Below are 26,604 nucleotides of genomic sequence, written 5' to 3'. Positions count from 1 at the left end.
CCGACACCCCCACAGCGACACGAGCGGGTGTCCGTGACGACCCGACCCAGAAGAACCGCCGTCGCGACGACGCCCGTCCGACCGTCGGGTGGGACTGAAAGGGGCCGGCGCGTTCGGGGAAGGCGCGGACCGGTGAGCACCGCAGGAGCGAGGCGTCGCCGAGCGACGAGGAGCGCGCCGGCCGCACCGACCCGAACGCGCCGGGGGCTTTCGCGGTAGTCAACTCCGCCGCCTCGGCGGTGCTGTTCACAACGACACCGGGGAAGCGCACACCAGAGCGAACCGATCGCGAGAAGGCGAACCCTTAACCCGGAAACTGACGCATCCCCCCACAATGCATCGCCCGGCGGTTCCCGACGCCTACATCGAGGAGGTCGCCGAGCGCACCGACTTCGCCGTCGACGACGTGCGCATCGGCCTGCGCGTCCTCCACGACGCGGTCCGGGACCGAATCGTCGAGCAGTACCGCCGCGCCCGCGACGACTCGACGCCGAACCACCTGCTGACCGACGACGCCGAGTCGGCGTGGTTCGCGTTCGCCTTCGCCGACCTGCGCTCGGAACTGGAGGCAGCCGGCTACGAGATGGACGCCGACCTGCTCGCGGCGGTCGCCGCCGTCAACATGACCGTCTTCCAGGAGGTCCACGACCGAACCGTCTCGTTCCCCCGCGACCTGGCCGACGCCAGCGACACGCCGTTCTTCTATCCCGTCTACGTCGCCAAGCCCGACTGGTGGCGCGAGGCCGAGACGCGCGCCCTGCGATCGCTTGTCGGGCTGCTGGAGTCCGGGTCGTCGCCGGCGGCCGCGCTGGACGCGTGGGCCGTCGACGCCGCGGGCGCCGACCCCGACGACTGGGCCGACCTCCGGGGTGTCAGCGCCGAGCGCGTCCGCGCGAACGCCGAGAAGGCCCCCGACCCGGCGCCGGAGGCCGCCGCCGGGCTCCGGGCGGAGGCGCGCGACGGCGTCCCGGACGGCCCGTACGACCCCGAAACCGACCGGCTGTTCGTCCCGACGACCGACCAACTGGCGGCCGCGCGGGAGGCAAGCGAGGAGGGGGACGGGAGCGGCAGCGAGACCGACACGGAGGAGTCCGCCGCCACCGACGGCACCGACCATACCGACGCCGCCGGCGACGATCCGGACCCGAGTTCGGATCGGGACTCGGACCCGGACGGCCTCGCCGACATCGACCCGGACGACCTGATCGCGGGCGATATCGAGGCCGCGGACCTCCCGGAGTACGCGGTTCAAGGAAGCGACGGCGACGACGCTGATTCGGACGCGGAGGACGGCGGTCGGGTCATCGACGGCGCGGCCGCGTTCGACCGCGACGACGGCGACGGCGACGGCGACAGCGATGCCGACGGCGACGCCGGCGGCGACGATCACGATTTGAACGCCGACCGCGACGACAGGTAGATACCGCCGTCGCGCCTACGTCGGGGTATGACTGACTGGCGTGCGGTCGCGTGGGGCGCGGTCGTCTTCTTCGTCATCGCGGCGTTCGGCACCGCCGTTCCGATCGTCGGCCAGCTCGGCGCCGGGCTCGTCGGGGGCGCCGTCGCGGGCTATCTCGCCGGCGGCGGCCTCGGCAACGGCGCGTGGCACGGCCTGCTCGCGGGCTCGGTGACCGGCGTCGCCTACACGCTCCTGTTCGCGCTGCTTGGCGGTGTTCTCGGACTCGCGGGCGGCGGTCCGCTCGGCGGGCTCCTCGGCGGCGCGGGTATCCTGGTTCTCGGGATCGTGATCACGCTCGTGTTCGCGATCGACTCGGCCATCGCCGGCGCGATCGGCGCCGTGCTCGCGGAGTAGGGTTCGGCTTCAGCGATCGAGGTACTCCTGCTGGATCGCGACGACCTCCGAGGAGTCGTCGCACTCGCTGTACCGCCGCAGCGGCTCCTCGTTGAGTTCGAGGAACGTCTCCCCCCAGGTGAACTTCGCGAGCACCGCCTCCGCCTGCTCGGGTTCGCCGAGGACGTGGAGCGCGGCCGCGAACGCCTCGACCGTCGTCAGCTGCATCGGCCGGCCGAAGTTCACGGGGTTGGCGGCGACGAGGTACGGGAGCGCGCGGTGTTCCCCCGGCAGCGAGAACATCGCCTCCCCGGCCGACTCCCACGAACAGTCGAGCGCGACGAGCGTCTCGCCGTCGGCCACGTCGCGGTCGGCCGGCGACAGCGCGCGCTCGGCGTGGGGGTTGAGCACGACCCCGTACGGCGTCGCCGCGTCCGAGCGGTGCAGTTCCGCCAGATCGAAGCGCGCGAGCTTCCGGGCCGTGCACTTGTCGGGGTCGTCGTCGCCCTCGTACCGGACGTGCAGGTCCACGATCCGGGCGAGGCGACGCGGGCGAATAAGCGCCCCGGAGTGGCGGACCGACGGTGCGCCGTCGCGGCGGGGGAACCACCGGCGCCGACCGATTCAAGCCGCCCGCGCCCGCCGATCCGGACGTGTCACACGAGGCGACCGCCCGAGCCTACTACCGCGCCATCGACGCGGCGGCGTACGACGACCTCTCGGCGCTGCTCGCGCCCGCGTTCGTCCACGACCGCCCCGATCGAACGCTCTCGGGACGCGAGGAGTTCGTCCGGTTCATGCGCGAAGAGCGCCCGCGGACGGACACCGAACACCGGATCGACGGGGTGTACGTCGACTCGGGCGCGGACGACGACGGCGGCGGTCTCGTCCGTGGCGACCGCGACGGCGACGGGGCCGCCACCGAGGTCGCGGTCCGCGGGCGACTCCTCGACGACGAGGGCGGGGAGCTGTTCGGCTTCGTCGACGTGTTCGAGTTCGCGTCGCCGGATTCGGACGCGGCCGTCGCGCACCTCACGACGTACACCGACTGAGAAGCCGAGAAGCGGGGCCCGGTGGGGCCCGGCGGTCGGCCCGCGCTTACTCCTTCTCGCCGGCGCCGACCGCGCTCTCGCCGACCTTCTCGCCCCCCTCGATGACTTCTCTGCCGCCCATGTACGGCTGCAGGGGCTCGGGAACGTCGACGGTGCCGTCGTCGTTCTGGTAGTACTCTAAGATCGCGACGACGACCCGTGGGACCGCGACGCCCGAGCCGTTGAGCGTGTGAAGGTACTCCGCGCTCTCGTGGCGTTCGGGCCGGAACCGCAGGCCGGCGCGCCGCGCCTGGAAGTCGCGGAAGTTCGACACCGACGAGACCTCGAGCCAGCGGCCGCCCTGCTCGGGGCCGTCGGCCATGTCGTCGCCGGGGGCCCATACCTCGATGTCGTACTTCTTCGCCTGCGTGAACCCCAGGTCGCCGGTACACATCTCCAGGATGCGGTACGGGAGCCCGAGGCGTTTCAGCACCTCCTCGGCCTCCTCGACGAGGCGCTCGAAGCGCTCCTCGCTGTTCTCCGGACGGACGAAGTTCACCATCTCCACCTTGTTGAACTGGTGGACGCGAACGATGCCGCGCGTCTCGGTGCCGTGCTCGCCGGCCTCCCGGCGGAAGTTCGGCGAGTACGCCTGATGCTTGACGGGGAGGTCGTCGTCCAGCAAGATCTCGTCGCGGTACATGTTCGTCACCGGCACCTCCGCCGTCGGCAGGAGCCAGAGGTCGTCGTCGTCGATCTCGTCGGCGTTCTCGTCGCCGACGCGGTAGGCGTCCTCGACGAACTTCGGGAACTGGCCGGTACCCTCCATCGACTTCGAGTTCACCGGGATCGGGGGGAACACGTCGGTGTACCCCTGCTCGCGGTGGACCTCGAGGAAGAACTGGATGAGCGCGTGCTCCAGCATCGCGCCCTCGCCCTTCGCGAAGTAGAACCCGCCGCCCGACACCTTTGCCCCGCGGTCGAAGTCGAGGATGTCCAGGTCCTCGCCCAGGTCGTAGTGCGGGGTCACCTCCTCGGGGAGGTCGCGGAGGTCGTCGAACCCCTCGCGGCGGCGCTCGACGTTCTCCGACTCGTCGGCGCCGACGGGCACGTCGTCGTCGGGGATCTGCGGGAGGTGCAGCATCGCCTCGTGGAGGTCCGCCTCCAGCTCGTCGGCGCGCTCCTCGATCTCCTGGAGTTCCTGCTTGAGGTCCTGGCTCTTCTCGATCGCCTCCTGGGCCTCCTCCTCCTTGCCCTCCTGTTTCAACTGGCCGATCTTCGACGAGACTTCGTTGCGCTCGTGGCGGAGGGTGTCGCCGCGGCCCTTCAGGTCGCGCCACTCCTCGTCGAGTTCGAGAACTCGGTCGAGGTCGACGTCGACCCCCTTGTTCTCGATCCCCTCGCGAACCTCCTCGGGGTGCTCGCGGAGGTACTGCCTCGAAATCATTTGGTGGGGATTCCGGCGGTTCCGCCTAAACCGTGTCGGGTCCGTTCCACTCGTTCACACGCCGGTCATCGAAAATCGGGGTCGAACTACGCCCGGACGGGGCGACGTTTGCGGCGGTTCGCCGCGGCGTCACGACGCATCTCCGCGCGGTGCTCGGCCCAGTTCGCGTACCGCTGAACCGGGGTCTGTCCGACAGGGACGGCGTTCTTGCTCACGCTGCTCACCGGACGAACGGACGCTCTCTCAGCTATTGTTCGTTAGTACCACATGATTAGAAATATTTCACCCGTTCGCGTCCTCATCGAGTACCGCCGGGGAAACCCTGTCATACAATCTGGTTGACGTTCCACAAACTCCGTTGCTGGATATCGTAACGGCCACGACTGCGGTCGGACTGATCAATAGCATCACCCACAGCGGAAGCGGGCGTTGGAACGCGATCTGGACACCCGTGATCGCGATACTGAACTCGGCCAGGGTACCCACAGTATCTTCCGGACCACGGACGATTTGTCCTATAGGGAATGGTTCCAACCCAGTCGAAACGATCAGGGCAAAAACGGGTCGTGATCCGACCCCGAACGAGACATCGGGTGCATCCGTCTGTGATCTACGCGGACGGGTGCTGAGTTGATCTCCGATCGATGAACTCAAGCTCGGTCAGTTCGGGGCGGCCTTTCACGCCCGCCTCCTCCAACCGCTCGCGCATCTCCTCGGACGCGAAGAACGCACGAGGGTCCTCGTCGTCGGCCCACTCGAAAAGGACGACGGCCTCGTTCGGGTCGTCCACTCCCTGAAAGACCTGATATCCCTCTTGTCCGTTGTCAGTCCGGAAGGAATCGAACCTGTCGAACGCCGATTTCCACGCGTTGAAGTCCTCGACCGCCGCTTTTCCGAGTATGTACGCCATTTTCTACACCAACTATCATGGAGGACTCGCGAGCGCATAAAGATAGCGTGACCGACGATAGTGCAGGTTCGCCGAGGGAGATCGCTCCCCCGTCTAACGCACGACCGTCCGAACCGTCCCCGGATAGCGTGATCCGATGCGTGCGAGACGGAGGGCGCGTATCGGTCGAGAGTATCGAACGTCCGCGACGAACGGAATTCAACACGTCCGGATCGTTGAAGTGCGGTCTCGGCGGGTGAGATTGAACGCGGTCGCGGGGGCGTTCAGGAACCGTGTCCCGGCGGCGTGGTCTCACACGGTGCGAACCTTTCACCGCTCGAATCGAGAACGAGACCGGAGCGAATCCGATCCGATCTACCGGCTGAACTCGATCGCGGCGCCCTGCCCGAACCCGACGCACAGCGACGCCAGCCCGCGGTCCACGTCCCGTTTGATCATCTCGTGGATCAGCGTCACCGGCAGGCGCGCGCCCGAGGCCCCCAGCGGGTGCCCGAGCGCGATCGCGCCGCCGTTGACGTTGAACTTGTCCTCGTCGACGCCCAGCTCGCGCCGGGAGTACTCACACTGGGAGGCGAACGCCTCGTTCACCTCGACCAGCCCGTAGTCGTCGATGTCGCTGCCGGCGCGCTCCAGCAGCCCCCGGGTCGCCGGGACCGGACCGATGCCCATGACGGTCGGGTCGACGCCGGCGACGTTGTTCGTGCCGACCTCCGCGAGCACGTCGAGCCCGTGCTCGTCGGCGAACTCCTTCGAACACACGAGCGTCGCGGCCGCGCCGTCGGTGATCTGCGAGGAGTTGCCCGCCGTGACGGTCCCGTCGCCGGTGAACGCCGGCGACAGCCCCGCGAGCGTCTCCGCGTCGGTGTCCGGGCGGATGCCCTCGTCCTCGGTGACGACGCCGTCGTCGGTTTCGACGGGGACGATCTCGTCGTCGAAGCGGCCGGTCTCGGTCGCCTCGGCGGCGCGGTGGTGCGAGCGCGCGGCGAACTCGTCTTGCGCCTCGCGGCTCACGCCGTACTCGTCGGCGACCTTCTCGGCGGTCATCCCCATCTGCAGTTGGAAGACGTTGTACTGCTCGGAGAGTTCGGGGTGGAGGTGCTGATAGGAGTCGCCGTCCATCGGGACGCGGCTCATGCTCTCGACGCCGCCGGCGACGATGCACTCGCGGTTGCCGGCGGCGACGGCGTCCGACGCCGAGATGATCGCCTGCATCGAGGAGGCACACCAGCGGTTGATGCTCGTCGCGGGCGTCCCCTCGCCCAGCTCCGAGAGGAGCGCGATGACCCGCGCGACGTTGTTGTCCTGCTCGCCGCGCTGCTGGGCGACCCCCCACATGAGGTCGTCCACGTCGTCGGCGTCCAGATCGTGTTCCTCCAGGATGTGATCGATGAGCGTGACCGAGAGATCCTCGCTGCGTGTGTCCGCGAAGACGCCGTCCTGCCTGCCGAACGGGGTCCGGTACGCGGCCGCGATGACGGGCGTTGCCATGGATCGCACTCGGCGGTCCTGCCTGATAAATCCGGGAGAACCGCCCGTACGTGGCCGCGGGTTTATCCCGGCGTGTGCGTGTGCCTCGCACGCGTCGTTTCCGCCGCTTCGACGCGCTTAACAGCCTCCGGCGGCAATCCCTGGGGGATGAGTGACCCGGCAGAGGACGTGGTCGAGCTTCTCGTAACCGTCCACCGGTACAACGAGGACCGCGACCTCGACGCCGACGACCTACCGCCGCGGTACCGCCAGGTCTTCTGGAGCGAATCGCCGGAAGAGGAGGACGGACCGGGCGGCGTGGAGCGCCCGCTCCACGTGACAGAATCGAACGCGAAAACCGCCACGGGCGTCGAGCGCCCGTGGGATGCGATCTCGGATCTGCTGTTCACCCAGCGCAAGGAGTTCTCCGGGGAGGTGTCGCTGTCGCAGCCGGAGATGGCCGTCGACTGGCTGCTGGAGCGCATCGACGACGAGAACCTCCGCGAGAACCCCGTGCTCGCTGCGATCGCCGAGGACCCCGAGGTCGAGCACGACGCCGAGTTCACCGTCTCCCACGAGGAGGCGCGCGGGGAGAACCGCCCCGTGCGCGCCGACCGCGTGTGGATCGACGCCCTGCTGGGCGAGTACTTCGACGAGGAGGAGGACGCCGAGATGCTCGATCTCGTCACGGTGAAGGCGCCCGAGGAGATCGAGATGACGCTGCACGACCTGGTGCTCACCGAGGACCAGGAGGGCGAGATACGCAAGCTGATGAAGGCGATCGAGCACCGCGAGTACCTCGCCACCATCGGGCTCCGGGAGATCGGCAAGCTCCTGTTCGTCGGCCCGCCCGGCACGGGGAAGACGACCGCCGCCCGCGCGCTCGCACACGAGCTCGGCCTCCCGTTCGTCGAGGTGAAGCTCTCGATGGTGACGAGCCAGTACCTCGGCGAGACCGCCAAGAACGTCGAGAAGACGTTCGAGGTCGCCAAGCGGCTGGCCCCCTGTATCCTCTTCATCGACGAGTTCGACTCCGTCGCCAAGACGCGCAAGTCCGACGAGCACGCCGCGCTCAAGCGCGCGGTCAACACCCTCCTCAAGTCGATCGACGACATCTCGCTCGTGCGCGACGAGGTGCTGCTCATCTCGGCGACGAACCACCCCGACCAGCTCGACGCCGCCGCCTGGCGGCGTTTCGACGAGATCGTCAACTTCCCCAAGCCCGACCGGCAGATGCGCTCGGACATCCTCCGAGTCATCACCCGGCAGATGGAGATCGCGAGCTTCGATCCCGACGAGGTCGCCGATCGCACGGAGGGGCTCACCGGGAGCGACCTCCGGCTCGTGCTCCGGGAGGCCGTCCTCGAGGCGCTTACCGACGATCGAATGGAGATCACACAGGAGGACATCATGGACGCCGTCCAGGACTTCGAGGAGCGCGACAACCTCAAGAACATGGACATGATCGACGGCGAGGGCGCGGAGGTCGTCGGCGACGGCGGCGGTCACGATCACGATCACGATCAGGACCACGACCACGACCACGATCACAGTCACGACGACTGACGACGATCGATCGACGACGCACCCACTTCACGGGTCGCTGCGCTCACGGCTCACCCCTTTGCCGTTCGCAGCGAGGTCTCGTTTCACTCGACCTCGCTCCCGACACCGCTTAGTCGCCCCTCCCCCACCCTCCGATAGATGCGCGTCACGCTCCTGGGCACGGGCGACACCACCGGCACCCCCACCGTCGGCTGCGACTGCGACACTTGCGAGGCGGCACGCGAGCGCGGGATCGAGCGCTCGCGCTTCTCGGTCCACGTCGAGAACGACCGCACCGGCGAGAGCCTCCTGATCGACTTCTCGCCGGACTTCCGACAGCAGTTCCTCACCCACGACGTTCCGCTCCCGGACGCCGGGATCGTCTCGCACATCCACTTCGACCACCTCGACGGCCTCGGCAACGCCTACCGCCTGTTCGACGACCTCCCGGTGTACGCCGCCGACGAGTTCGACCCCGTCACCGGCGAGTCGGTCGCCGACACGATCCGCTCGAAGTACGACTACCTCGACCGCGTCACCGTCCACGATACCGCGCCGCTGGAGCCGACCCGGATCTGCGGGCTCGACGTGACGCTCGTCCCGGTCGATCACCCGCCGCTGGTGTGCTACGGGCTGTGCGTCGAGGACCCCGAGACGGGCGCGAAGCTGTCGCTGTCGGGCGACACGAGCTACGACGTGCCCGACGAGTCGCGATCGACGCTCGCGGACCCGGACCTCCTGCTGGCCGACGGCATCGTTCCGGCGCGCTTCTGCGAGTACCACCCGATGGGCGGGAAGGACGAGGGACCCGACGGGACGCCGTACACCTTCGGAACCAAGCACATGACCCGGGAGGGCGCGCTGGCGTTCGCCGACGACCTCGACGCCGCCGAGACGCGGCTGGTCCACCTCGCGCATTACTACCCGCCCGAGGAGGCGTTCGCCGAGCCGCTCGCGGTCGACGGCGAGACGTACGACCTGTGAGCCGCCGGCGCCGAGGCCGGCCTCGCGGACACGGGAAATACCCGAAGACACTTGCGGACGTGTTCGCTCCCGATCCACATGACGAACTCTTGGTCCCGTCGTCGGACCCTCGCGGCCGCCGGCGCGGCGCTGTTAGCCGGCTGTAGCGGCTCGGCACCCTCCGACGAGCCCGCCGGCGACGACCCCGCCGACGGGTCGAACGGAACGCCGACGCCGGAGCCGACGCCCGTCCCCGAGCCCGACACCTCGTTCACGCCCGCGGAGTGGAGCGCCCCGACCGACGCGCCGACGAGCGACGTCGAGCGCACCGTCCTCGTTGAGAACCTGGAGGTCCCCTGGGACATCTCAGTCGCGGACAACGGCGACCTGTTCGTCACCGAGCGCGTCGGCCGCGTCAGCCGCGTCGCCGGCGGCGACCTCGACACCGTGTTTTCCCCCGAGGACGCGATCGACGCCGGCTCCATCGCCTCCGAGCCGCAGGAACAGCAGTGGTGGGTCGAGGGCGGCGAGGGCGGCACCCTCGGCGTCGCGGTCCACCCGGACTACCCAGACGTGGAGGTGCTGTACGTCTACTACACCGCCAGCGTCGGCGGCGACGAGCGGGTGAACCGCGTCTCGCGGTTCGACCTCTCGGCCGACGACCCCGCCGCGACCGAGGAGGTCGTCGTCAGCGACATGGCCGCGAACAACTTCCACAACGGCGGCCGGATCGCGTTCGGTCCCCGCGGCTATCTGTGGATCACCACCGGCGACGCCGGCGAGGAGGCGATGGCGGCCGACCCCGGCGAGCTTCCGGGGTCGGTGCTGCGCGTCACGGTCAACGGCGAGCCCGCGCCGGACAATCCCGACATCGACGGCGGCGACCCGCGGGTGTTCACCTACGGTCACCGCAACCCCCAGGGCCTGGTCTGGCTCCCCGACGGCACGCCCGTCGCGACCGAGCACGGCCCCTCCGGTCGCGACGAGATCAACCGACTGGTCCCCGGCGGCTTCTACGGCTGGCCCGACACCCGGACGGCCGAGGAGTACCGCGGCCTGCCCGAGGACAGCGACGTGCGACGCCCGCTGGCGAACACCGGCGGGAGCACCTGGGCGCCCACGGGGGCGCTGTTCTACACGGGCGAGACCGTCCCCTCGTGGCGCAACCGCCTGATAATCGGCGGGTTGGGCAGCCAGCAGCTGATCGTCGTCACGCTGTCGCCCCCGGAGGCCGAGCTGCCGCCGCCGGGCGAGGACGGCCGCCGGTTCGACGCCGACTGGCTCGACGACGGCTACACCGCCACCGCCCACCCGATGTTGACCGACGTGCTCGGCCGGATCCGCCACGTCGAGCAGGGCGTCGACGGCGAGCTGTACGCGATCACGTCGAACCGGGACGGGCGCTCCACCGAGGAGTTCCCCAAGGAGAACCACGACGTGCTCGTTCGGCTGGAGGCGAGCGAATGAGCCGGCGCAGAACCGGCGGGCTCGCGCTTCTGGCGGCGCTCGCGCTCGTTGTCGCGGGCGTCGCTCCCGCGGTCGGCGCGGCGACGACCGGTACCGCGCCGAGCGGCGCGCACGCGGTCGGCGGGTCCGGCGCTCCGAACGCTCAATCGGACGGCCTCAACCCCTGCGTGGGAACCGTCGACGAGGACCGCCGCCCGGACACGACGACGCTCGTGTCGATCCAGGGCGCGCGCGCCGGCGACAAGACGGCCGCGATGCTGGTCGGCTTCGCGCCGAACGGCTCGGTCCACGGCGTCCACAACGACACCGCCGACGGCCGCTGGTGGTCCTACGACGTGGACCCGCTTCCGAACGGCGAGCTGCTGATGGCGACGACCGAGCCCGGCATCTCCGTGATCGAGCGGATCGACCCGGCGACGGGCGAGACGACCGAGACCATCCGCCTGCGGAACGTCGAGGACGCCCACGACGTCGACTACCTCGGCGACGGGGAGTACGTCACCGTCGACAAGGGCGACGAGCGCAACCGCGTGGTGATCTTCGACGAGTCCGGCGAGATCGTCTGGCATTGGCGCTTCGACGAGCACACCGACCGCTTCCCGCGGGAGGGCGGCGGCCCCTACGGCGAGGACTGGACCCACGTCAACGACGTGGACCCCATCGGCAACGACACGCTGCTCGTCTCCGTCCGCAACTTCGACCAGGTGATCGCCATCGACCGCGACACGAAGGAGGTGAAGTGGACGCTCGGCGAGGACGACGACTACGACATCCTCAACGAACAGCACAACCCCGACTTCATCGAGGGCGAGGACGGCCGCACGACGGTCATCGTCGCCGACTCCGAGAACGACCGCGTCGTCGAGTACAGCCGGACCGACGACGGCGAGTGGGAGCGCACGTGGTCGCTCTCGGGCGGCGGCCTCCACGAGCCCCGCGACGCCGACCGCCTGCCGAACGGCAACACGCTCGTCACCGACCGCCGCGGGCACCGCGTGCTGGAGGTCACCCCGCGCGGCGAGGTCGTCTGGGAGGTGTACACCCCGTGGCAGCCGTACGACGCCGAGCGCGTCGGCACCGACCCCGGATCGGAGGGGCCGACGATGCGCCAGGTCGGCGCCGAGGGCGACCGGGAAATGACAGGCGGGACGGTCTTCGACACCGCCGAGATCGAGTCGTGTTACGCGTACCTCACCGGCGTCGAGCGCGACCGGCTCGTCCCCGACGACGAGCTGTGGGGCGACGGCGGCGAGCTGGGCGAGGCGGCGACGCCCGGCGACGGCTCGGGCACGAACGACGCCGGCGGCGACGCGGACTCGACCGACCGCGAGTGGACGACCGTCCCGGACGAGTCGATCGTCGAGACGCCCGGATTCGGCGTCCCGGCCGCGCTGACCGCGCTCGTCGCGGCCGTCGCGCTCGCGGGCCTCGTCGCGGTTCGGCGCCGGAGCCGAGAGTAGATCGGTCGTCGCCGCGCCGCGACCGCTCGGACGGCCCTCGTATCAGTAGTTCAATAATCCTCGGCGGAGATCCGGGGGGTATGTCCCTCCAGGCGGTCGTCCGAAAGGACTTCACGGACTCGATCCGGTCGTTCACGCTGGCGTCGACCACGCTGCTGTTCGTTTGCTTCGCGGCGTTCCTCGCCGCGATCCAGTGGGTTCCCGACCTGTACGGATCGAGCACGGCGACCACGAGCACGCTGGCGCTGTTGAACAGCATGCGCCAGCCGACGGTGTTCATGATCCCGCTGATCGGGCTGCTGATCGCGTACGACACCCTCGCGGGGGAGCGCGAGGACGGCAGCCTCCGGCTCCTCCTCGGTCTACCGAACGCCAGACACAACGCCGTGCTCGGGAAGTTCATCGGCCGGACCGGCGTGATCGCCGTCGCGATCGGCGTCGCCTACGCGGTCGCGGGCGCCATCGCGCTGGCGACGTACGAGTCGTTCGACGTGCGGGTGTTCGCGCTGTACACGGTTCTCACGGTCGGCTACGGCGCGGTGTACGTCGCGCTCGCGACGGGGTTCTCCGCGGCGATGGACTCCCGGCTCCGGGCGCTCTCGGGCGCGGGCGGGCTGTACGCCCTGTTCATCCTCGGGTGGGACGTGCTGTTGCTCGCGCTCCAGTTGGCGATCTACGGCAACGAGATCCCGGAGGCCGGGCTCCCCGACTGGTTCAAGTTCATCGGGCTGGTGAACCCCTCGACGGCGTTCATGCACGCGGTTCGGACGGTGATCCCCGAGTACGAGGCGCTCACCTTCTACCCGCAGGGGAGCGCGTGGTACCTCGGCGACTGGATGGGCTTCGTCGTGCTGGCGGCGTGGGCGGTCGTGCCGCTCGCGCTCGGCCTGTGGCGCTTCGAGCGCGCGGACATCCACTGAGCGGATCCGGTGGCGGTTCGATCGCGCCGGTTCGCTCGCCTCGGACCCCCGCCCGACGGTCAGCCGAACCGATCCAGTCCCGCCTGCCGGCGCGCGACGCCGGGCGGGTCGCGCGTCCAGGGGGTCCGCGCGTCGCGCAGCGCCGCGGCGTCGTCGCCGTCGGCGGCCGGTTCGTCCGGCTCCCACCCCGGACACGACTCCCCGCAGTCGCTCGCGGGGTCGACGACGCGGTCGAAGTGGGCACAGCGGGGCCGCCCGTCGGCGGTCGCCTCGCAGTTGCCGCAGGCCGGGAACTCGTAGGTCCGCCAGCCCTTCCCGTAGGCGCGCTCGGCGATCCGGCGGCGCTTCTCGGCCTTCTCGGCGGCGCTCACGAGCGCCACGTCCGCGCGGCCGGGGTGCTCGGCGAGCAGTTCCACGCCCGGGCCGTCGGCGTCGAGCGGGGTCGCCTCGCGGATCACCCGTCGCTCGCCCGTCTCCGGGCGGAAGCGCCAGACGCCGACGGCCTCGGGGATCCGGTTCAGATGCGCGCCGGTGACGTGGCTCGCTGTCGCGAGGACGACCCGGTCGAACAGCGCGAGGCTGGCGTCGACCCGGAGCTGTCGCCGGAGGTCGCCCGGGCGCCCGAGGTCGGGCTTGTTCTCGACGGCGACCAGCTCGTCGACCCAGTCGTCGGGGTAGCACGTCGCCTTGCGGACGTAGCGCCGCCCGCCGCGACGCTCCTCGGTGAAGAAGCCGCGGTCGACGGCGGCGTCGACGATGCCGCGCGCGCGGTCCGGGTGGGCGTCGACGGCCTCGGTGACCGGCACCGCCTCGGCGACGCCCGCGTCGCTCTCGACGGCCTTCGGCGGGATCGTCCGGTCGGTGATGCGGGCGCGCTCCTCGAACGACGGGCCGGGGACGAGCCCGACAACGTCGACGACGCGGCTCCCGGGGGCGGCGACTGCGCCGCCGAGCTGGCGCGCGAGCACCCAGTCGGTCGCCCGCTCGAGGTGGGCACACAGCGCCAACTCGAAGCCGAACTCCATACCGGGGCGCGGGACCGGACGGACAAAAGCGCTCGCACCCGTGGGGTAACCCGGAACGGATCGGTCGCTATCGGGGGTGATACCCGCGACGACGGGCTTTTGTGTCGCGTCGGCTCCCCGCCTGCATGGACAGACGACGATTCCTCGCGGGCGCGGCCGCCGCCGGCGTCGCGGGGCTGGCCGGCTGCGGGACCGCGTCGGGGACCGTCCGGGCCCCGTCGCTGCCGGCGGACCGGCTGGAGGAGGGGGGATGGGAGCGCACGCGCGCCGACACCGAGGAGGTGCTCTCGCGGACGGTCGCCGGCGTCGACGTGACCGCGACGGCGGTCACCCGCGTGTACGACGACGCGGCGCTGCGCGCCGAGGTCTCCGAGAAGACCCTGGGGGCGCTCGACGCGCCGCTGTCGAACGTCTTCGCCAGCCGGATCGCCTTTTCGCCGAACCTCGCCGACGTTCCGGTGGAGTCGGCGCGGGAGGAACTCGCGGCCCGCGCGGGCGAGGTCGCCCGCGGCCAGTTCGAGTCGCAGCTCTCGTCGGCCGGCCTCACCGACATCTCGGCGAGCGACGCCGGGACGCTGACGGTCGAGACGGGGGAGGACGCCGCGCTCACCGAGTACCGCGCGGCCTTCGAGTTCGACGCGCTCTCGTTCGACGTGCGCGGGGAGACGGTCACCGTCGAGGGCGGCAGCGTCGCCGTCGAGGGGCTGCTCGCCTCGTGGATCCACGACGGCGGCCTCCTGATCGCCGGCGGCGCCTACCCCGCGGAGAACGTCACACGGGCCGTCGATCAGGAGCTCTCGGAGGCGATCACCGTCACCGTCGACGTGGACCTGGGCCTCACGCCCGACGCGTACCGCAGGGAGGTTCGCGGGATCGTGACGCGCGTGGAGTGAGGCGAGTCACCGCCGTCGAGCCGGCGTGACCCGACCACAGCCTCGATTCACCGTGCGGACCGCCGGATGCACAAGGGGTTAGTCGCGCCCCGCCGAGCCGGCACCCATGCGAACCACCGACGCCTTCGTCGCGCTGCGCTGTATCGACTGCGACGCGCGCCACGACCCGAGCGAGGTGACCCACCGCTGTCCCGACTGCGGCGGCATCACCGACCCCGAGTACGACCTCGACGCGGTCGACCTCTCCCGGGAGGCACTCGAATCGCGCCCGTTCGACTCGCTGTGGCGCTACGAGGAGCTGCTCCCGTTCTCCCGCGAGGTCGCCGTCTCGTTGGGCGAGGGCGCGACGCCGCTCGTCGAGTGTCCGAGGCTCGCCGACCGCATGGGCGTCGGCGCCGTCTACATCAAGGACGAGGGGCGCAACCCGACGGGGACGTTCAAGGACCGCGGCCAGACGGGCGCCGTCACCGCCGCGGTCGAACACGGCGCCGACGCGATCGCGCTCAACAGCGCCGGCAACGCGGGACAGGCCGCCAGCGCCTACGCCGCCCGCGCGGGACTGGACTCGCACGTGTTCCTCCCCGACCGCGCCGGCTTCACTCAGAAGGCGATGACGGAGGTCCACGGCGGCGACCTCCGGGTCGCCGAGGGGGAGATCACCGACGCCGGCGCCGAGTACGCCGCCGCGATGGAGCCCGGGGCCGAGGGCGACGCGGCCGGCTGGTACTCCACGAAGACGTTCGTGACGCCGTATCGCCACGACGTGAAGAAGACGATGGCCTACGAGACCATCGAGCAGCTCGACTGGGACGTGCCCGACGCGGTCGTGTACCCCACCGGCGGCGGCGTCGGCCTGATCGGGATGCACAAGGCCGCGACGGAGTTCCGCGAGCTGGGTCTCATCGACGACCTGCCCGGGATGTACGCCGCGCAGGCCGAGGGCTGTGCGCCGGTCGTGCGCGCCTTCGAGGAGGGTGCCGAGGTCCACGAGGCGTGGGCGGACATCACCACCGTCTGTAACGGCATCGCGGTGCCCGACCCGGGCGCGTCGCCGTGGATCCTCGACGCGATCGAGGAGTCCGGCGGCGGCGCCGTCGCCACGAGCGACCGGGCCATCCTCGATGCCGCGATCGAGGTCGCGCAGGCGGAAGGGATCGAGGTCGGCGCGACGTGCGCGTCGGCGGTGTCGGGGGCGTTCGAGCTCGCCGAGCGCGGCGAACTGGGGGAGGACGACACGGTCGTCCTGCTCAACACCGGCGCCGGGAACAAGGACGTGGACACGCTGCGGAGCCACTTGGGCGCGCGGGAGGAGGGCGCCGCGGGCGAGGCGGCAGAGTAGCCGACGGACGCAGCGCTCCCGGCGAAGGTTCTTCTACGGAGACGAGGGCAGTCGCTCGTGATGTAACACACCGCGAGCCCTCACGTGTACGCCACACAGCCGCGGCTCGGGAGTCGGTATCGGGCGGCTCGGGTGAATCCCTCGTCAACGGGGCTCGGTGGGGTTGACATCCTCCTCTCCCGTAGTCGAGGATTCCCACGTTGGGATCTTCTGGTTTACGACGTGATCCGTTCTTGAGGTGCGAATGCACCAGTTTCCTTGTGGAACAGGTACGTCGATGGCTGTGCCAACCAGCCGTTACTCCTATCTCCCCCATCACAGGCGAGACTCGGAGATACTTTCTGTCGAATGTTCTCGGCACCGTTGACGTCAGCGTTCGCCACCGTACCGCAGTCATCGCACACGTACAGTCCGCGTTCAACACGGTTCGCGTCACGCATTCTTCCACAACACGAACACGACTTGGACGTATCTCGCTCAGACACCTGCTCGACCGTGATACCCTCCATCTCGCCCTTGTAGGTGAGTAGGTCTGTGAAGCGGTCGAACGCCCACGAGTGTAGGTCCAGGTTACCGTGCTTTCCCCAGTCCTTCGACTCCCCGTTCTCCTCGTCCTTGCGGATACCGGAGAGGTCACCCACCACAATCGTTCCAACACCTTCGTCCACACATCGTTGGACGATGTGTTTGGCGAGCGTGTGGAAGTAGTGGGTGCGGCGAGCTGACTTCTTTTGGTTCAGCCGCGTGGCCTGCTCGGAGTCCGAATCGTCACATCGAGCGAGTCGCTTGCTGAAGTAGTAGTCGTCCTGCTTCAAACAGTTCAACGGGTACAGTTCGCTGTGGCCGCCTTCGTAGGCGAGGGCGGCGAAGTTGTTGATACCGAGGTCAACGCCCACGGTCTTCAGACCGGGTGCTTCGGATACGTCGATTTCGACGTTGCAAACGAAATGGAGTTCCCACTCGTCACCAGTCCAGACAGCTCGTACCTGTTGGACGTTCTCTACGGTGGAGAGGTCAACGTCAGGTCTGGTCTGATACTCGCAGAGGATGAAGTCCGACCAGTATTCTTTCAGGTTCGACCCTTTGCTGAGTCGGACCCGGTCGTACTGGGCGTCGAGTTTGAAGCCTTTCTGCTTGAACGTGACCGTGCTTCGTGGGTGGTCGTCGCCGTGCTTGCGGTACTTCGGTGGATTCGCTCTCGTATCTCCGTTGCGTCGTTTGCCGTACCAGCTACGGAACGCCTCAGCGAGTTCCTGAAGAACGCGCTGACTTGACTGAGAATGCAGATCATCGTAGCGTTCGTGGGACTTGAGGTACGAAGTGAGTTCGTTGTGACCGGGTATGTAGCCGATCTCTGACCAGACGCGGTCGCAAACCCACCGTCCAACGTTCCAGAGTTTCGAGGCAGAGAACCCGAGCGAATCAAGGTCGTCGGACACCTGTGGCTGATTCCGAATGGAAGCAGTATAGGTGCGGGTGACGACCTGATTCGCCATACATGATATACGTAATAAATATGATTTAATAATTTGGATTAGCGTAGAATATCTAACCGTGCCATCGAGCGGTGGACTGTGAAAGAGCGTGTCGGATCCTCCCCGCCCTGAAGCTCGGGGCTTTCTCCTTGCACTTCCGCAAAGCGGACATTGATCCCGACGAAGTAGATACGGCGGTCCGAGACACGTCTCTCCAGGGATTCGACTGTAACTGCTGAGAGAGTGGTGGCTCAGTTAAAGAGTATCGTCACAAGGGGCTCTGCGGGGGTAACGCTCGTCATTGCCACCACGAGTAGGATCCCTGCTCGGACAAGTAAAACCCCGTCTATCTCCGTGGGGGGCGACGGTGTTTGGTCGGTAGAGAGGGCACGTTGAACTGGGCCCTGACCGGCGCGTATCACTCCTTCCCATCGTCGTCGCCGCGGTCCGCGTCGCCGTCGCGGTCCCACGCCGCCAGCGCGCGGTGTTCCTCGGCCATCGCACGCACCGTCTCGGGGTCGAGCGGGCCGTCCTCGGTCACGACGGTCACGCAGTCGGCCGGCGCGCGGTCGAACAGCGGCGCGTACGTCTCCACGCCTTCGGCCGCCTCGAAGGGTGCCTCCTCCGGGTGGAACGCCGCCCCGGCGGGGACCACCTTGTCGCGCGCGGTCGCCGCGTACACCGGCACGCCCTCGCGGGCGGCCGCCAGCGCCAGCCCGCGGGTGCCGACCTTGTTGGCGACGCCGCCGTCCGGGAACACCGCGTCGGCGCCGACGAGCGCGGCGTCGACGCGGCCGTCGGCGAGCAGCGACGCGACCGCCGAATCCGGGAGGAGCGTCACCGCGCGGTCGTCGGTCGCCGGCTCGTCGTCGCCGGCCGCCAGCGACGCGGCCACCTCGCGTCCCTCGCCGCCCGGCTCGGACTCGGCGACGAACACCGGGCCGTCGGCGTCGGACAGCACCTCGGCGACGGTGCCCGAGCGCGACAGCGTGAGCAGCGCCGGCGACCCGCCGTCGTCGCCGTCCCCGTGGTCGGCCAGCACCGCGGCCGTCTCCCGTGCCGCCAGGTCGTCGGCCGCGACCGCGTCGGCGACGGCGGCGACCGCCCGGTCCCGGACCGCCGCCGGCGTCCGATCGGCCTCGTTCCCCTCACGGGTCACTGTGTTCCCCGTTCGTGTCGAGGCCTCCCTTCGGTCGGCCTCGCTCATCACGCGGTTCACTCGCGTCGCGAGCGCGGTCATTCCCGGCCGGGCGTCCCGCAGGGCGCGGGCGGCGTCGGCGACCGACTCCCACGGGTGGCCCGCGAGCGTCGCGTCGGCGGCCTCGTCGCGAAGCGCCTCCAGCGCGCGGACCGAGACGGACGCGGAGCCGTGCGTTCGGTCGGCGGCCACGGTCTCGGCGGTCGGGCCGACGGCGCGGTAAGCGTCCCACAGCCGCGGCACCGTCTCCCGCTCCAGCATCGCCGGCGGCTGGACCCACTCGGTCGCGGCCAGCTCCTCGTTCGGCTCCACGGCCCGCGTGTCGCAGTCGAACAGGAACGGGTGGACGGTGAACGCCCCCTCGGCGTCGTGGACGGCGACCGTGTCGCCGCGGCGGACGAGCGTCAGGTCCGTCTTGCCGATGCCGGTTTCCTCTCGGATCTCCCGGAGCGCGTCGTCGACCGGGTCGTCGGTCTCGTCCTCGACGTACCCCGAGACGCCGCCCCAGCGCCCCGAGTAGGTGCCGACGGCGTCGCCCCGGCGGACGAGGAGCACCTCGCCGCGGTCGCGGAGGAAGGCGGTGACGACGTGTGCCATGTGCCACACTGGACGCGCCGGCGACTTCGAGGTACCGACGGCGGCCCGAACGGCGGTCGCGACCGGGTCGCCGCGGCGGTGTGGACGCGAACACCGGATACGAGTACCACCACCGGCGCGCTTTTGCGGGCGACGACCGCAGGGCGGGTATGGAACTGTTCGCCGTCCCCGAGCTCCCCGAGATCCGGGAGGGGGACGACCTCGCGGCGCTCGTCCGCGACCGGGTCGACCTCCGTCCCGACGACGTGGTCTGCGTCGCCTCGACGGTCGTCTCGAAGGCCGAGGGCCGCGCGTTCGACCTCGACGACTTCCCTGCCGGCCCGCGAGCGCGGGAGATCGCCGACCGCCTCTCGGAGATCTCGGGCGACGAGAAGGACCCCCGATTCGCACAGGCCGTCCTGGAGGAGTCGACGGAGGTGATCATGGAGGCGCCGTTCCTGCTCACCGAGAGCCGGTTCGGCCACGTCGGCGTCAACGCCGGCATCGACCGCTCGAACGTCCCCGAGGGCGACCTCCTCCTGTTGCCGGAGCGTCCCTCCGACTCGGCCGAGCGCATCCGTGAGGGACTGCCCGCCGACCGCGTGCTCGTCACCGATACCTGCGGGCGGCCGTTCCGTCACGGCCAGCGCGGCGTCGCCGTCGGCTGGGCCGGGATGGCGCCGGCCCGCGACTGGCGCGGCGAGTCGGACCGCGACGGCCGCGAACTCGGGGTGACCGTCGAGAACGTCGCCGACGAACTCGCGGCGGCCGCCAACCTCGTCGCCGGCGAGGGCGACGACGGAACCCCGGTCGTCGTCGTCCGCGGTTTCGAGTGGGGGGACCACGCGGAGAGCGACGCGCACTTCCGGGACGTTGACGGCGACCTGATCCGCCAGGCGGTTCGGGGGTGGGAGTTCGATGGATAGCCCGATCGACGCCGGCGACGAGTCGACGGACGCCGCCCCGCCGATGCTCGGCATCGAACTCGCGCCAGAACACTCAGTCGACCGGATGGTCGAACTCGGGACGCTCGCCGAGGACGCCGGATTCGACTCGCTGTTCGTCTCCCACCACTACAACAACCGCGACGCCTTCTCCGTGCTCTCGCAGTTGGCCGCTGCGACCGACACCGCCCGGCTCGGCCCCGGCGTCGTCAACCCGCTGGAGTTCCACCCCGCGACGCTCGCCTCGAAGGTGGCGACGCTGGACGAGGCCAGCGGCGGCCGCGCCGTCTTCGGCGTCGGCCCCGGCGACCCCTCCACCCTCCGCAACCTCGGCCTCGGCGACGAGCGGGGCCTCCGGCCGGTGCTGGAGGCGTTCAAGACCGCACAGAAGCTGTGGGCCGGCGAGCGCGTCGACGGCGCCTCGACCTTCGACGCCGCCGACGCGGGGCTAAACTACCGGCCCCCGCAGGGCGCCGACATCCCGGTGTACGTCGGCGGCGAGGGGCCCCACATGTGCAGGATGGCGGGGAAGCACGCCGACGGCCTGCTGTTCAACGGCTCGCACCCCGACGACCTCGCGTGGGCCAGAGGCCAGGTCGAGCAAGGCACGGCCGACCGCCCCGACTCCCGCGGCGACTTCGACCTCGCGGCCTACGCCGCCGTCAGCGTCGCCGAGGACGCCGAGGCCGCCCGGGAGGCCGCCCGCCCCCCGGTCGCGTTCATCGCCGCCGGCGCCGCCCCGCCGGTGCTGGACCGCCACGGGCTCGACGCCGACCTGGCGGGTGACATCGGCGACCGGATCTCCGCCGGCGACTTTTCGGAGGCGTTCGAGTTAGTCACGCCCGCGATGGTCGACGCCTTCTGCATGGCCGGCGACGCCGACGCGGTCGCCGAGCGCATGGCCGCGGTGCTGGAGCACGCCGACTCGCTGGTCATCGGCTCGCCGCTGGGACCGGATCTCGACGCGGCGATCGAGCTGGCGGCCGAGGCGGCCGCTCGTGCGACGGAGTAGGACGGAACAGGACGGCGGAGAAGTCGTTCTGGCCGGTCGGTTCAGCGCTGGCCGCGGGCGCGTTCGCGCTGGCTCTTCGCCGCGAGGTTGCCGATGCCGAACTCGTACCCCAGCGCGCCGAGCGCGAGATAGCCCATCACCAGCGACGCGCCGCCGACGAACGCGGCGCCGAACAGGAACGAGACGAACGACAGCGGGTCCCGAAGCGCCACGTCCGTCACGAAGATGACGATCAGGTCGACGACGCTGGTGACCAGCCGCGTGAGGAAGTCGATGACGGTTACCATGCTCGGCGCTCGGACCCGCGGGGACTTGAGCGTTGATGTGTCGGCGACGGCGCGAGCATGGGCCGTGGGGTCGCGACCGCCTCGCGCCGGAGTTATGCCCCGGGCGGCGCTCGGTTCGACCGTGCCCGAAGACCGATCGCTGGAGGAGTTCGCCGGCGCCGAGCTGGACGCGGACGCCGACACGAACGCGGACGCGGAGGCCGACACCGACGCCGGCGCGGACGCGGAGGCAGTAGACACCGTCGACCCCGCGACCCCGACGTACGACTACTCGCCCGACGGCGCCGCCTGCGACGCCTGCGGCGAGTCGGTAACCCGTCGCTGGCGCGACGACGGCGACTACGTCTGCGGCGACTGCAAGGAGTGGTGAGCGGGGCGTCGCCCCGGAGGATCACCGCGAGCCGTGGCGCTCGAACCCGTCCGCCAGCGTCGACGCCCCGACCGACAGCACCGTCGGCCGGCCGTGCGGACAGGCGTACGGCTGCTCGCACTCGCCGAGTCGCTCGACCAGCCGACCCGCCGTCTCGCGGTCGAGCGCGTCGCCCGCCTTCAGCGACGGGTGACAGGCGAGGTCCGCGAGCAGACCCTCCCGCAGGGCCGCCGCGGCGTCGCCCCCGCGGCCGCCCGACTCCCGGAGGTCAGTCGCGACCCCCCGCAGCGAGTCCGCGTCGGCGACGCGTCCCAGCGGCGCCGGCACCGCCGTGACTCGGTAGGTCGTCCCGCCGAACGGGTCGACTGAGAAGCCGAGCGCCGCGAGCGCCTCGCGGTGCTCCTCCACGGCCGCCGCGGTCGGCGGATCCAGCGTCACCGTCTCCGCGGGGTCCAACTCGGCCGACGGCACCGCCTCGTCCGCGAGGGCCTCCCGCAGGCGCTCGAAGTTGACGCGCTCGTGGGCGGCGTGCTGGTCGACCACGAGCAGGTCGTCGCCCGACTCGCAGACGACGTACAGGTCACGGAAGACGCCGAGCACGGTCGCGTCGGCGAAGTCCGACTCCGTCGCCTCCGCGGGCGAAAGCGAGGAGTCGAGATCCATCGCCACCTCGCCGGACCTGCGGAGGTCGGCGGTCGTCAGCGCCTCCCGAACCCCGGCCTCGACCGCGTCGGCGACGGCGTCGCCCCCGCGGATCGCGACGCGCTCCTTCGCGGGGTGGACGTTCGGGTCGACCGCCCACGCCGGTAGGTCGAGGCGGACGACGGCGACCGGCTCCCGTCCGCCGGGAAGCAGGTTCCCGTACCCGCGCGCGACGGCCCGCCGGAGGTCGTCGTCGCGGACGGGCCGGCCGTTCACGGCGACGTGGACGTGTTCCCGGGTCGACCTGGTCGTCGACGGATAGCAGAGCCGCCCCTCGACCGCGAGGTCGGCCGACCGGTCTGCCAGATCGACGCCGGCGCGGTGGGTGACCGCCGTCGACTCGCCGCCGGTCTCCCGGCCGTACAGCGCGACGAGCGCGTCCCGGAGCCCGGTGCCCGGCGTCGACGCCGTCTCGCGGCCGTCGTGTTCGAGCGAGAACGCCACCTCGGGCCGGGCGAGCCCGTACGCCGTGAGCAGCTCGGAGATCCGGCCGAACTCCCGCGCGGGCGACGCCAGCGACTCCCGGCGGGCGGGCCGGTCGCCGAACAGGTCCGTCACGACGGCCGTGGTGCCGCGCCCGCGCCCGGCGTCCTCGACGGTCTTCTCGCCGTCCGCGACGGTCACCCGCGTTCCGACCGCGGCGCCGTCGCTCGTCACGAGTTCGAGGTCGCCGGCGTCGGCGATCGCCGCCAGCGCCTCCCCGCGAAAGCCCATCGTAGTCGCCGTTCGGAGGTCGTCGGCCGCACGGATCTTGCTCGTCGTGTGCGGCTCGACCGCGCGGGCGGCGTCCTCGCGGCCCATCCCGCGGCCGTCGTCGGCGACGCGGATCCGGTCGGTGCCGTCGCCGTCGACGGCCACCTCGATCCGGTCGGCGCCGGCGTCGAGCGCGTTCTCCACCAGCTCGGCGACGACGCGGGCGGGCCGGGTGATCACCTCGCCCGCGGCGATGCGCTCGACGGTGTCCTCGGACAGTTCGCGGACCGCTGTGCCGGACGACTCCTCGCTCACGACCCCTCACCCGCGTCGTCGGCGTTCGCGGCCTCCTCGGCGCGGCGCTGGTACTCGTGCAGCGCGTTCAGCGCCTCCAGCGGCGTCGTCTCGGCGAGCGGGAGGTCGCGGAGGTCCGCGAGCAGGTCGGCGACGGCGGAGTCGCGGCCTGCGGGCGCGGCGTCGACGGACGCCGCGTCGTCGCCGTCGTCGCCGTGGCCGTGCCCGTTCGTCGCGATCTCGTCGAGCGTGCGCTGGGGTGTCGCCCCGGCGGACCCGGACCCGGACCCGGCGTCGGCTGTCGGCTCCCCCTCGTCGCGGTCGGCGGCGACGAGGTCGTGCGCGCGGGCGACGACGGACTCGGGAACGCCCGCCAGTTCGGCGACCTCGACGCCGTACGACGAGGAGGCGGCGCCCTCGCGGATCCGGTGGAGGAACGTCACCCCGCCGTCGCGCTCGGTCGCCGCGAAGTGGCGGTTGACGACGTGCTCGTACTCGTCCGCCAGGTCCGTGAGTTCGTGGTAGTGGGTCGCGAAGAGGGTGGTCGCGCCGGTCTCGTCGTGGAGGAACTCGACGGCCGCGCGGGCGATGGCCCGGCCGTCGGCCGTCGAGGTGCCGCGGCCGACCTCGTCGAGCAGGACCAGCGAGTCGCCGGTCGCATCGTGGAGCACGTCGGTCAGCTCGCGCATCTCGCGCATGAACGTCGACTCGCCGCCGGCGATGTCGTCGCTGGCGCCGACGCGGGTGAACACCCGGTCGACCACCGGGAGGCGCGCGGCGTCGGCAGGGACGAACGAGCCGGCCTGCGCGAGCACGACCGCGAGCGCGACCTGGCGCATGTACGTCGACTTCCCGCTCATGTTCGGGCCGGTGATCAGCGCGACGGTTCCCCCCGGTAAGGCGGCGTCGTTCGGCACGAACTCGTCGGCGGTCTCCTCGACGACGGGGTGTCGCGAGCGATCGAGAGCGATCTCGTCGGCGCCCATCTCCGGGCGGACGTAGTCGCGCTCGACGGCGGCGGTCGCGAGCGCCGCCAGCGCGTCCACGCGGGCGACGGCGTCCGCGAGCGCGCCGATCCGGTCGGACTCGTCGGCGACCCGGTCGCGCAGATCGGCGAACAGCTCGTACTCCAGGGCGTCGGCGCGCTCCTCGGCGCCGAGGATCTCGTCCTCGCGGCGCTTCAGCTCGGGCGTGTAGAAGCGCTCGGAGTTCTTCAGCGTCTGGCGGCGGGTGTAGTCGTCGGGCACCTTCTCGAGCTGCCCGTTCGTCACCTCGATGTAGTAGCCGTGGACCTGTGTGTACCCCACCTCCAGGTTGTCGATGCCGGTGCGCTCGCGCTCGCGCTCCTCCAGGTTCGCGATCCACTCGCGCCCCTCGCGGGCGGTCGTCCGGATCTCGTCGAGTTCCCCGTCGTAGCCCGCGCGGATCACGCCGCCCTCGGTGATCTCCTGGGGGGGCTCCTCGACGACGGCCTCGTCGATCAGCTCACGGAGGTCGTCGAGCGGGTCGAGGTCACCGCGGATCTCGGCCAGCGCGTCGACGCCCCCGATCGCCTCGCGGATGTCGGGCACCGCCGCGAGCGTGTCGTGGAGCGACCGGAGGTCGCGGGCGTTCGCGCGCCCCCGGGAGATCCGCCCCGCGAGTCGTTCCAGATCGTAGGCGGCCGAGAGGGCGTCGCGGACCTCCTCGCGGGCGAGCGTGCGTTCGGCGAACGCCGCGACCGCGTCGTGGCGCGCCTCGATCGCCTCGCGGTCGACGAGCGGTCGACGAAGCCACGCGCGCAGGCGGCGCCGCCCCAGCGCCGACCGCGTCTCGTCGATCGTGTCGAACAGCGTCCGGCCGGAGCCGACGTGGTTCTCGAACAGCTCCAGCCCCCTGAGCGCGGTCGCATCGAGGCGCAGCGAGCGCCGGGGGTCGTACCGCCGCACGCGACGGACGTACTCCAGCGGGCCGTCGTCGCCCTGGGTGTACTCGGCGTACGACAGCAGCGCGCCGGCGGCGACGCGCTCGGTCGCGTCGAACCGGTCGGGGTCGGCGTAGCGGTCGAGCACCCCGTGGACGGCCTCGGGATCGAACGTCTCCGGGTCGCGTTCGGTTCGCATGCAGTCGGCGCCGTCGACGACGGCGGGGTCGACGCCGGGACCGACGAGGAGTTCGGCGGGAGCGATCCGCGCGAGCTCCTCGTCGACGGCGGCCGCGTCGCCGGCGGTGACGGCGCACTCGCCGGTCGACACGTCGACGTAGGCGACGCCGTAGGCGGGGCTCTCTTCGGATTCGTCCTCAGATCCTCCCTCCGCGGTCGCGACACAGGCGACGTAGGTGTTCGACCCCTCGGCGAGCAACTCCTCCTCGACGACGGTTCCGGGGGTGAGCACCTGCGTGACCGCGCGCTCGACCAGCCCCGAGGCCTCCTCGGGGTCCTCCACCTGGTCGGCGACGGCGACGCGGTACTCGGCGTCGAGCAGGCGCTTCAGGTACTTCGGGGCGTTGTCGACGGGGATGCCGCAGGCGGTGTAGGTGCCGGTGGAGTCCTCCCGTTCGATCCGGGTGAGTTCGCAGACGCGCGCCACCTCGTCGGCGGCCTCGCAGAACGCCTTGTAGAAGTCGCCGACGCGGAAGAGGACTATCGCGTCGTCGTATCGCTCGGCCACGTCGACGTACTGCGCGAGCATCGGCGTCAGCTCCTCGCGGCGGTCGAGCATCGTCGCCGGCGCTCCCGTGACCATAGTCGTTGGTTGCCAGCGGGCGGGCGAGCGGCGAAAGGGTTTCGCACCGCCTCGCCGAGCGCGCCGCC

23 protein-coding genes are annotated in these 26,604 nt (G+C 70.7%); 13 read left to right on the top strand and 10 right to left on the bottom strand.

What is annotated here, in order from left to right; all coding sequences use genetic code 11:
* Positions 1-334 precede the first annotated feature (334 nt).
* On the top strand, positions 335-1,420 hold the full coding sequence (locus K6T36_RS07865; RefSeq protein ID WP_222920803.1) for a hypothetical protein: 1,086 nt from the start codon (positions 335-337) through the stop codon (positions 1,418-1,420).
* Between the two features lie 27 nt (positions 1,421-1,447).
* A complete protein-coding gene (locus tag K6T36_RS07860; protein ID WP_222920802.1) occupies positions 1,448-1,813 on the top strand; it encodes a DUF5518 domain-containing protein in 366 nt (121 codons plus the stop codon).
* A gap of 9 nt (positions 1,814-1,822) precedes the next feature.
* On the opposite strand, the gene K6T36_RS07855 is transcribed toward K6T36_RS07860, so the two are convergent.
* Complete coding sequence (locus K6T36_RS07855; RefSeq protein WP_222920801.1) at positions 1,823-2,323, bottom strand: DUF367 family protein; 501 nt, start codon at positions 2,321-2,323, stop codon at positions 1,823-1,825.
* 122 nt (positions 2,324-2,445) lie between these two features.
* Here K6T36_RS07855 and K6T36_RS07850 point away from each other — a divergent pair, with 122 nt between their 5' ends.
* A complete protein-coding gene (locus K6T36_RS07850) occupies positions 2,446-2,844 on the top strand; it encodes a nuclear transport factor 2 family protein (RefSeq protein ID WP_222923394.1) in 399 nt (132 codons plus the stop codon).
* Positions 2,845-2,890: 46 nt separating this feature from the next.
* Here K6T36_RS07850 and serS read toward each other — a convergent pair whose 3' ends face one another.
* From serS to K6T36_RS07835, 3 genes are all read right to left on the bottom strand, one after another.
* On the bottom strand, positions 2,891-4,270 hold the full coding sequence (gene serS, locus K6T36_RS07845) for a serine--tRNA ligase (protein ID WP_222920800.1): 1,380 nt from the start codon (positions 4,268-4,270) through the stop codon (positions 2,891-2,893).
* 610 nt (positions 4,271-4,880) lie between these two features.
* The gene (locus K6T36_RS07840; RefSeq protein WP_222920799.1) at positions 4,881-5,180 is read right to left on the bottom strand and encodes an antibiotic biosynthesis monooxygenase; all 300 of its coding nucleotides are present in this window, start codon (positions 5,178-5,180) and stop codon (positions 4,881-4,883) included.
* A gap of 354 nt (positions 5,181-5,534) precedes the next feature.
* Positions 5,535-6,668, bottom strand: a complete 1,134-nt coding sequence (locus tag K6T36_RS07835) for a thiolase family protein (protein WP_222920798.1) — start codon at positions 6,666-6,668, stop codon at positions 5,535-5,537.
* Between the two features lie 147 nt (positions 6,669-6,815).
* Between K6T36_RS07835 and K6T36_RS07830 the strand changes: the two genes are divergently transcribed.
* The 5 genes from K6T36_RS07830 to K6T36_RS07810 all read left to right on the top strand — a co-directional run bounded on the left by K6T36_RS07830 (position 6,816) and on the right by K6T36_RS07810 (position 13,002).
* Positions 6,816-8,213 (top strand): ATP-binding protein, encoded by a 1,398-nt coding sequence (locus K6T36_RS07830; protein WP_222920797.1) that lies wholly within the window; start codon positions 6,816-6,818, stop codon positions 8,211-8,213.
* Positions 8,214-8,351: 138 nt separating this feature from the next.
* Positions 8,352-9,176: an MBL fold metallo-hydrolase gene (locus K6T36_RS07825; protein ID WP_222920796.1), complete on the top strand. Its 825-nt coding sequence runs from the start codon at positions 8,352-8,354 to the stop codon at positions 9,174-9,176.
* 78 nt (positions 9,177-9,254) lie between these two features.
* Entirely contained in the window at positions 9,255-10,622 is a 1,368-nt protein-coding gene (locus K6T36_RS07820; protein WP_222920795.1) for a PQQ-dependent sugar dehydrogenase, read from the top strand.
* A complete protein-coding gene (locus K6T36_RS07815) occupies positions 10,619-12,082 on the top strand; it encodes an aryl-sulfate sulfotransferase (RefSeq protein ID WP_222920794.1) in 1,464 nt (487 codons plus the stop codon). The genes K6T36_RS07820 and K6T36_RS07815 overlap by 4 nt, the downstream gene beginning before the upstream one ends.
* An 80-nt stretch (positions 12,083-12,162) precedes the next feature.
* Complete coding sequence (locus tag K6T36_RS07810; RefSeq protein ID WP_222920793.1) at positions 12,163-13,002, top strand: ABC transporter permease subunit; 840 nt, start codon at positions 12,163-12,165, stop codon at positions 13,000-13,002.
* A 59-nt stretch (positions 13,003-13,061) separates the two neighbouring features.
* Here the strand turns inward: K6T36_RS07810 and K6T36_RS07805 are convergent, their stop codons facing one another.
* Complete coding sequence (locus tag K6T36_RS07805; protein WP_222920792.1) at positions 13,062-14,027, bottom strand: DUF5787 family protein; 966 nt, start codon at positions 14,025-14,027, stop codon at positions 13,062-13,064.
* A gap of 125 nt (positions 14,028-14,152) precedes the next feature.
* Here K6T36_RS07805 and K6T36_RS07800 point away from each other — a divergent pair, with 125 nt between their 5' ends.
* Entirely contained in the window at positions 14,153-14,920 is a 768-nt protein-coding gene (locus K6T36_RS07800; RefSeq protein ID WP_222920790.1) for a DUF6517 family protein, read from the top strand.
* A 106-nt stretch (positions 14,921-15,026) separates the two neighbouring features.
* On the top strand, positions 15,027-16,259 hold the full coding sequence (locus tag K6T36_RS07795) for a threonine synthase (RefSeq protein WP_222920788.1): 1,233 nt from the start codon (positions 15,027-15,029) through the stop codon (positions 16,257-16,259).
* A 215-nt stretch (positions 16,260-16,474) separates the two neighbouring features.
* On the opposite strand, the gene K6T36_RS07790 is transcribed toward K6T36_RS07795, so the two are convergent.
* Together K6T36_RS07790 and K6T36_RS07785 are read right to left on the bottom strand one after the other, a co-directional pair.
* Positions 16,475-17,755, bottom strand: coding sequence for an RNA-guided endonuclease InsQ/TnpB family protein (locus K6T36_RS07790; RefSeq protein ID WP_222920786.1), 1,281 nt, complete (start codon positions 17,753-17,755; stop codon positions 16,475-16,477).
* A gap of 397 nt (positions 17,756-18,152) precedes the next feature.
* Entirely contained in the window at positions 18,153-19,529 is a 1,377-nt protein-coding gene (locus K6T36_RS07785; protein ID WP_222920784.1) for an NUDIX domain-containing protein, read from the bottom strand.
* Between the two features lie 149 nt (positions 19,530-19,678).
* On the opposite strand from K6T36_RS07785, the gene K6T36_RS07780 reads away from it, so the two are divergent.
* The gene (locus tag K6T36_RS07780; protein ID WP_222920782.1) at positions 19,679-20,434 is read left to right on the top strand and encodes a coenzyme F420-0:L-glutamate ligase; all 756 of its coding nucleotides are present in this window, start codon (positions 19,679-19,681) and stop codon (positions 20,432-20,434) included.
* 43 nt (positions 20,435-20,477) lie between these two features.
* Entirely contained in the window at positions 20,478-21,464 is a 987-nt protein-coding gene (locus K6T36_RS07775) for a 5,10-methylenetetrahydromethanopterin reductase (RefSeq protein ID WP_222923393.1), read from the top strand.
* A 41-nt stretch (positions 21,465-21,505) separates the two neighbouring features.
* Here the strand turns inward: K6T36_RS07775 and K6T36_RS07770 are convergent, their stop codons facing one another.
* Positions 21,506-21,751 (bottom strand): DUF8024 family protein, encoded by a 246-nt coding sequence (locus K6T36_RS07770; RefSeq protein WP_222606098.1) that lies wholly within the window; start codon positions 21,749-21,751, stop codon positions 21,506-21,508.
* Positions 21,752-21,872: 121 nt separating this feature from the next.
* Between K6T36_RS07770 and K6T36_RS07765 the strand changes: the two genes are divergently transcribed.
* The gene (locus K6T36_RS07765; RefSeq protein ID WP_222920780.1) at positions 21,873-22,121 is read left to right on the top strand and encodes a DUF7573 domain-containing protein; all 249 of its coding nucleotides are present in this window, start codon (positions 21,873-21,875) and stop codon (positions 22,119-22,121) included.
* A 21-nt stretch (positions 22,122-22,142) separates the two neighbouring features.
* On the opposite strand, the gene mutL is transcribed toward K6T36_RS07765, so the two are convergent.
* Both mutL and mutS read right to left on the bottom strand, forming a co-directional pair.
* Positions 22,143-23,831, bottom strand: a complete 1,689-nt coding sequence (mutL, locus tag K6T36_RS07760; RefSeq protein ID WP_222920778.1) for a DNA mismatch repair endonuclease MutL — start codon at positions 23,829-23,831, stop codon at positions 22,143-22,145.
* Positions 23,828-26,536, bottom strand: a complete 2,709-nt coding sequence (gene mutS, locus K6T36_RS07755; RefSeq protein ID WP_222920776.1) for a DNA mismatch repair protein MutS — start codon at positions 26,534-26,536, stop codon at positions 23,828-23,830. Before mutS ends, mutL begins: the two co-directional genes overlap by 4 nt.
* Positions 26,537-26,604 lie beyond the last annotated feature (68 nt).

Origin of the sequence: Halobaculum roseum (genome assembly GCF_019880245.1) — an archaeon.
Taxonomy (GTDB): domain Archaea; phylum Halobacteriota; class Halobacteria; order Halobacteriales; family Haloferacaceae; genus Halobaculum; species Halobaculum roseum.
The sequence above is the reverse complement of the archived record's forward strand: the minus strand, read 5'-3'. Positions and strand labels throughout refer to the sequence as shown.

Coding starts and splice junctions, on each gene's coding strand:
- K6T36_RS07865 (WP_222920803.1), top strand. CDS start 335: ATGCATCGCCCGGCGGTTCCCGACGCCTACATCGAGGAGGTCGCCGAG.
- K6T36_RS07860 (WP_222920802.1), top strand. CDS start 1,448: ATGACTGACTGGCGTGCGGTCGCGTGGGGCGCGGTCGTCTTCTTCGTC.
- serS (WP_222920800.1), bottom strand. CDS start 4,270: ATGATTTCGAGGCAGTACCTCCGCGAGCACCCCGAGGAGGTTCGCGAG.
- K6T36_RS07840 (WP_222920799.1), bottom strand. CDS start 5,180: ATGGCGTACATACTCGGAAAAGCGGCGGTCGAGGACTTCAACGCGTGG.
- K6T36_RS07835 (WP_222920798.1), bottom strand. CDS start 6,668: ATGGCAACGCCCGTCATCGCGGCCGCGTACCGGACCCCGTTCGGCAGG.
- K6T36_RS07830 (WP_222920797.1), top strand. CDS start 6,816: ATGAGTGACCCGGCAGAGGACGTGGTCGAGCTTCTCGTAACCGTCCAC.
- K6T36_RS07825 (WP_222920796.1), top strand. CDS start 8,352: ATGCGCGTCACGCTCCTGGGCACGGGCGACACCACCGGCACCCCCACC.
- K6T36_RS07820 (WP_222920795.1), top strand. CDS start 9,255: ATGACGAACTCTTGGTCCCGTCGTCGGACCCTCGCGGCCGCCGGCGCG.
- K6T36_RS07815 (WP_222920794.1), top strand. CDS start 10,619: ATGAGCCGGCGCAGAACCGGCGGGCTCGCGCTTCTGGCGGCGCTCGCG.
- K6T36_RS07810 (WP_222920793.1), top strand. CDS start 12,163: ATGTCCCTCCAGGCGGTCGTCCGAAAGGACTTCACGGACTCGATCCGG.
- K6T36_RS07805 (WP_222920792.1), bottom strand. CDS start 14,027: ATGGAGTTCGGCTTCGAGTTGGCGCTGTGTGCCCACCTCGAGCGGGCG.
- K6T36_RS07800 (WP_222920790.1), top strand. CDS start 14,153: ATGGACAGACGACGATTCCTCGCGGGCGCGGCCGCCGCCGGCGTCGCG.
- K6T36_RS07795 (WP_222920788.1), top strand. CDS start 15,027: ATGCGAACCACCGACGCCTTCGTCGCGCTGCGCTGTATCGACTGCGAC.
- K6T36_RS07790 (WP_222920786.1), bottom strand. CDS start 17,755: ATGGCGAATCAGGTCGTCACCCGCACCTATACTGCTTCCATTCGGAAT.
- K6T36_RS07785 (WP_222920784.1), bottom strand. CDS start 19,529: ATGGCACACGTCGTCACCGCCTTCCTCCGCGACCGCGGCGAGGTGCTC.
- K6T36_RS07780 (WP_222920782.1), top strand. CDS start 19,679: ATGGAACTGTTCGCCGTCCCCGAGCTCCCCGAGATCCGGGAGGGGGAC.
- K6T36_RS07775 (WP_222923393.1), top strand. CDS start 20,478: ATGCTCGGCATCGAACTCGCGCCAGAACACTCAGTCGACCGGATGGTC.
- K6T36_RS07770 (WP_222606098.1), bottom strand. CDS start 21,751: ATGGTAACCGTCATCGACTTCCTCACGCGGCTGGTCACCAGCGTCGTC.
- mutS (WP_222920776.1), bottom strand. CDS start 26,536: ATGGTCACGGGAGCGCCGGCGACGATGCTCGACCGCCGCGAGGAGCTG.